5 protein-coding genes are annotated in these 4692 nt (G+C 41.5%); 2 read left to right on the top strand and 3 right to left on the bottom strand.

The features are described 5' to 3' along the window. The first annotated feature begins 219 nt into the window (after window positions 1-219). Complete coding sequence (locus ACYP03_RS23665) at window positions 220-975, top strand: hypothetical protein (RefSeq protein ID WP_459782317.1); 756 nt, start codon at window positions 220-222, stop codon at window positions 973-975. A 33-nt stretch (window positions 976-1008) separates the two neighbouring features. On the opposite strand, the gene ACYP03_RS23670 is transcribed toward ACYP03_RS23665, so the two are convergent. The 3 genes from ACYP03_RS23670 to ACYP03_RS23680 form a co-directional block, all read right to left on the bottom strand. Then, the gene (locus ACYP03_RS23670; RefSeq protein ID WP_459782318.1) at window positions 1009-1908 is read right to left on the bottom strand and encodes a DNA-methyltransferase; all 900 of its coding nucleotides are present in this window, start codon (window positions 1906-1908) and stop codon (window positions 1009-1011) included. 274 nt (window positions 1909-2182) lie between these two features. Next, the gene (locus tag ACYP03_RS23675) at window positions 2183-3406 is read right to left on the bottom strand and encodes a tyrosine-type recombinase/integrase (RefSeq protein WP_459782319.1); all 1224 of its coding nucleotides are present in this window, start codon (window positions 3404-3406) and stop codon (window positions 2183-2185) included. A gap of 10 nt (window positions 3407-3416) precedes the next feature. Beyond that, on the bottom strand, window positions 3417-3779 hold the full coding sequence (locus tag ACYP03_RS23680; RefSeq protein WP_459782320.1) for a hypothetical protein: 363 nt from the start codon (window positions 3777-3779) through the stop codon (window positions 3417-3419). 178 nt (window positions 3780-3957) lie between these two features. Between ACYP03_RS23680 and ACYP03_RS23685 the strand changes: the two genes are divergently transcribed. Continuing rightward, complete coding sequence (locus ACYP03_RS23685; protein WP_459782321.1) at window positions 3958-4590, top strand: hypothetical protein; 633 nt, start codon at window positions 3958-3960, stop codon at window positions 4588-4590. The last annotated feature ends 102 nt before the right edge of the window (window positions 4591-4692 follow it).

Below are 4692 nucleotides of genomic sequence, written 5' to 3' on the forward strand. Positions count from 1 at the left end.
CTACATCATGCAGGAAGTTAGGCAGAGTAAGCCTTAGAGCGAGATTACAGGGCCAGTCTGGTGTGACCGACCCAGCGATCTAGGATTTTAGTGTGGGTGATTGACAGATTACACCAAAGATATTAGCCTTGTTGCAGGTGAATGATGTGCACAACGCTTAATTCTTATCACCTAAAATTATTGTGCCATGGATAGTGGCGTATTGTGAGATATGTAAATATGAATGAAATTGAAGAGAAGACAGTTCGGAACTGTAATCAAAAAGTCGTTGCTAGCGTCGAGCGTGCCTTGAACTCATCTTATTCATTTTCTGTTACCAACTTACCTTTTGAAAAAGCTATTCTTACTGAAGAATCAGCTGCTTACCTTGGTTCTAGGATCATGGTGCATTCGCATCTGACTAACTCTCCTTTCACTAAGGTGCATTTCGAAACTGGGCTGGAAGAGTCCATAAAGGCAGTATCAGGTAAAGCTAAATTAGCACCTCCCGGAAATCCAGGGCATGATATTACAATTGCTGGCGAGCGTTACTCCCTAAAAACTCAGGCTGGCAATAGCATTAGACCAAACACTGTTCATATTAGTAAATGGATGGAGTTAGGTAAAAACCCAAATTGGCTCTCTGATGAATCCGTATTACCTGAATTACGTGATGAATTATTATCTCACATGGAAGGCTATGAACGAATTCTCGTATTAAGGTATCTTCCAGGGAGTAAAGTTGGAAGTCGATACCAGCACTTCTACGAATTAGTTGAAATACCAAAAAAATTATTACTGCTCTGCCAGCAAGGCGAGTTTGAAATGAAGCATGGCAGTTCGCAAAGCATAAAGCCTGGATATTGCTATGTAAAACGAGATGGACAATTACTTTACTCACTGTACTTTGACGGTGGTGGTGAGAGAAAACTTCAAATAAAAAATCTTCTCAAGAGTGAATGTATTGTCCATGCGACTTGGGAATTTGATACCTAATAAAAAGAAAGGAGCCTAGGTAGGCTCCTTTCTTTATTTAAAATCAAGATCAATTTGTGGTGGAGCTTCAGTTAAGCGTTCACGTGCTATCTGTGCGTAGTCGGGGTTTAACTCAATGCCATAGTATGAGCGGCCTAATTGACGACTAACCATTCCTGTTGTCCCTGAGCCGAAAAATGGGTCTAGGATAATATCATCTTCTTTACTGCCAGCTTTTACACATATCTCAACTAGTTCCGGTGGATAAACTGCAAAGTGAGCACCTTTGAAAGGTTTGGTTTTTACTTCCCAAACAGTTCTGCGGTTTCTAAGCTTCTTACCATCAGCTGTCGGTTCTTTCACTGCTTCGTGGTCATAATAGTATTTTTCACTTTTAGAAAGCATAAATACATATTCATGAGAACGAGTTGGCCGATCTTTGACTGACTCTGGCTGGCAGTTAGGTTTGTACCATATATTGTCAGACCTTAAGTACCATCCATCGTCTTGCAGAGCTAATGCCAATCTCCAAGGCAATCCAATGAGGTCTTTAGGTTTTAGCCCTTCAGGCGTTGGCGCTCTGTAGCTCATCCCTCTTGCAGGGTTCTTTTTATCTTTATCTCGCCAAGTTCTTCCACCACTGGTGAAGGAATCGCCGATGTTTAGCCACAAAATACCATCATCTTTAAGTGTTCTTCTAACCTCACGGAAAACAGCAACAAGATCGTTAATGAATTCATGAATGGTGGTTTCGGCACCTATCTGGCCTTCAATATCGTAATCCCTCAGCCCCCAATACGGAGGAGATGTTACGCACATCTGAAAAGTTTTGTCCGGGACATTAGATAGAGCCTGTCGAGAATCACCTACAACTAATTGATCTTTGAAAAGACCTAACTGTTCATTTTCATGATTTATAGCCTTCTCTTTCAGGCATTCTATACTTTCGCTCATCAACAAACTCTCTTACTTTCAATTGCTCACCTAGCAATGGCGAAGCAGTATAGCATAGGGTGCCCTATGCAAAGTAAGGGCTAACAATCCAAAAAGTAGCCCTATCTTAAATTTTCCAATCAAATCAATTGGCTAGATTTTTCTTTGGAAGCAAACAAGAAACCTGCTACAACCCCATAGCCAAAGTACATCAGTGGTAATGGCATAACGTTACTCCTTATTAATCTCTTTGTAGATTGCGTATCCGATGATGAACCCTAATCCGAACAATGGATTAGCTGCAATTACTGGCATGTTTTTCTCCTTCTGATTTAGTGGCTTGTTGTACTAGCTCTGATACGTTGGCACTAACAGCTCTTAGTCGACTACTGGCCAAGTGAGCATAACGAGTCGAGATTTGTGGGCTAGAATGACCGAGTAAATTCTGGACGTCATAAAGAGTGGCATTCCCTGAGTTCACCAAGATCGATGCAAAAGTGTGACGTAGATCATGAATTCTAAAGTTATCTAATATACCAGCAGCCCTCTTAATGCGGGCAAACGCCTTCTTCGGGTGGGCAATAGGTCGTCCAGTGGCAGTTCTACTGGGGAAAATATAGGGATTACGTGGGATTTGATATCGTCTCTGATCATTTATGACCTCCATTGCGAGCTGGTTGAGTAGTACGGTTCTTGATAACCCTGACTTTGTGTGGGTCAGGAATAGACTCCAATTGCCGTCGTCGTCGACGGTAAGGCAGTCCCATTTAGAATTAGTGATTTCCCCGATCCTCATTCCAGTTAGCAAGGCGAATTTTAGAGCGTTGGCTTGGGTACGATTAGGTTCTGCATCGCAAGCTGAGATGAAAGCAGAAATTTCTTTTTGGCATAGAAATCGTTGGCGAACATTGTTCTCCTTTAGCTTATTGATATACTTACCTGGATTTTTGTCGAGAAAGTTCCATTGAGTTGCTAAATTTAGAATTCTAAGAATTAAACTCCTGAGCCTGTTTACGGTTGCTGGTTTCCTCCCTTCTAACAGGCCATCAAGCAGCTTCTGTATGTCTTGCTGACTAATATCCGTAATAGGTTTCTTGGCCCATACCGGATAGAAGTGCATCTTTAGATTTCCTTCATCGCTTGCAGCTGTGATTTTGTTAACTCGTGCGTAGGGGAGGTAATGCTGTTCAGCGAACTCATAGAAAGTGAGCACATTACGTTTCTCATCCCTGACTGCCTTGGGGTCATTACCTAGGGCTATCTCACGCTTATGGTCATTAGCTAACTGCCTAGCAGTAGAAATATCTAATGATGGGTACTCTCCTATCTGTAAAGACCTTTTTTGACCGAAATAGGTATATCTAAATAAGAAGCGTTTCCGCCCTTGGCGATTAACGATGAGCTTGAGACCTGAGCACAACTCGTCGGTATATTCTGTTTCCTTACTTTTGCTCGCCGTCGGCGTCGGTGGTAATGAGTCGAGTTGGCGCTTATTGAATTTGAATTTTCGGGATTGCATCACTGCCTCCTCAGTCATTCTCGATGGAGAAATACTGGCGTAATTCAGTGAGCAGTGTCTTAGGTAGCAGCATGTAGATTCCCTTACCACTGTCCTCGACAATGCTCAAAGTAAGTACTGCTCCGTAATCCAGATCGTCTTCGAATTCAGTGTATGTTAGTGCCCGTTTCAGCAGTTCGATATCGTCGACGACGACAGCAGAGAGTTCAGAAATTGAAGTTAGGAACCAGAGTCCACATTGCAGTTCATCCCATGCTTGTTGGGTTTCTGCTTCATCGTGGAATGGTTCGGTGAGTATGGCTTTGACTTGTTCTTTCAGGGTTGTGGTGATTGGTAGTGAGGAGAGGTTTCCTAAAGATGTAACTTTGATCATATTAAACTCCATGACAATTTATACCATAGATTTAATATGTGCTTGATTCTATTTATGTTTCGCATTATCCGTGATCCCCTTGCCTCGCGTGGCACAAAATAGAATTTGAACTACGGCGATTTTGTTGTTAGCATTGTGGTACAAAATGAAAAACGTAGCCGGAAGGGAGAGAGTCAAAATGGCTAAAGAAAATATTGTTAGAGTTAGAATTGATGATGCTCTTGATAACAAACTGAAGTCTCTTTGTACAATGGATGGTGAATCACCTAGCTCTATTGTCAGAAAATTAATTAGGCTTTACGTTGATAACCATCCAATGGCAGATAAATTATGGGACGTTAGTTTTGAGGTAACTAACCTCCCCGAAACTAATGAGCACGCTTGGTATAGTTATATTTTGAGAGTTGAGTTAAATGGCGATCTTAGTCAGCTTGAAAGTGATGAACTAACTTTTTTACTACCAGAATTTTTTGAAGATAATGGATATGAACCATACAGAGTGGATTCTGCGTATTACCATCGAAAAGCATTTCCCAACTGTACTGGAAAAAAAGGGCGTTTTCTGGGTGCAAAATTAACTGAGGGAAAATGGAAAGGGGCGATATTCATTTATCGTGATAGCTTGTTAGATACACCAGAGATTTGCTTTGAAGAAATAAAGAAAAAGATGAAAGAAAACATTTTGTCTGGTCTATCTAAACACCTTATAAGTATTACGCAAGGCAAATTGGATGATTCTATTCTAAATGGCATTTTAGCCAACGAGTTCGTGCGTGATGTGAGTTTTATTGATGATCAGGATGAGAATTGAATTCCCCCACACTAAAATCCTAGATCGCTGGGTCGGTCACACCAGACTGGCCCTGTAATCTCGCTCTAAGGCTTATCCCGCCTAGAATCCTGCATGATGTAA

Source organism: Photobacterium sp. R1 (genome assembly GCF_054600795.1).

Excerpts from the sequence above, each read along its gene's own strand:
- ACYP03_RS23685 (WP_459782321.1), top strand. The coding sequence starts at position 3,958 with ATGGCTAAAGAAAATATTGTTAGAGTTAGAATTGATGATGCTCTTGAT.
- ACYP03_RS23665 (WP_459782317.1), top strand. The coding sequence starts at position 220 with ATGAATGAAATTGAAGAGAAGACAGTTCGGAACTGTAATCAAAAAGTC.
- ACYP03_RS23680 (WP_459782320.1), bottom strand. The coding sequence starts at position 3,779 with ATGATCAAAGTTACATCTTTAGGAAACCTCTCCTCACTACCAATCACC.
- ACYP03_RS23670 (WP_459782318.1), bottom strand. The coding sequence starts at position 1,908 with ATGAGCGAAAGTATAGAATGCCTGAAAGAGAAGGCTATAAATCATGAA.
- ACYP03_RS23675 (WP_459782319.1), bottom strand. The coding sequence starts at position 3,406 with ATGCAATCCCGAAAATTCAAATTCAATAAGCGCCAACTCGACTCATTA.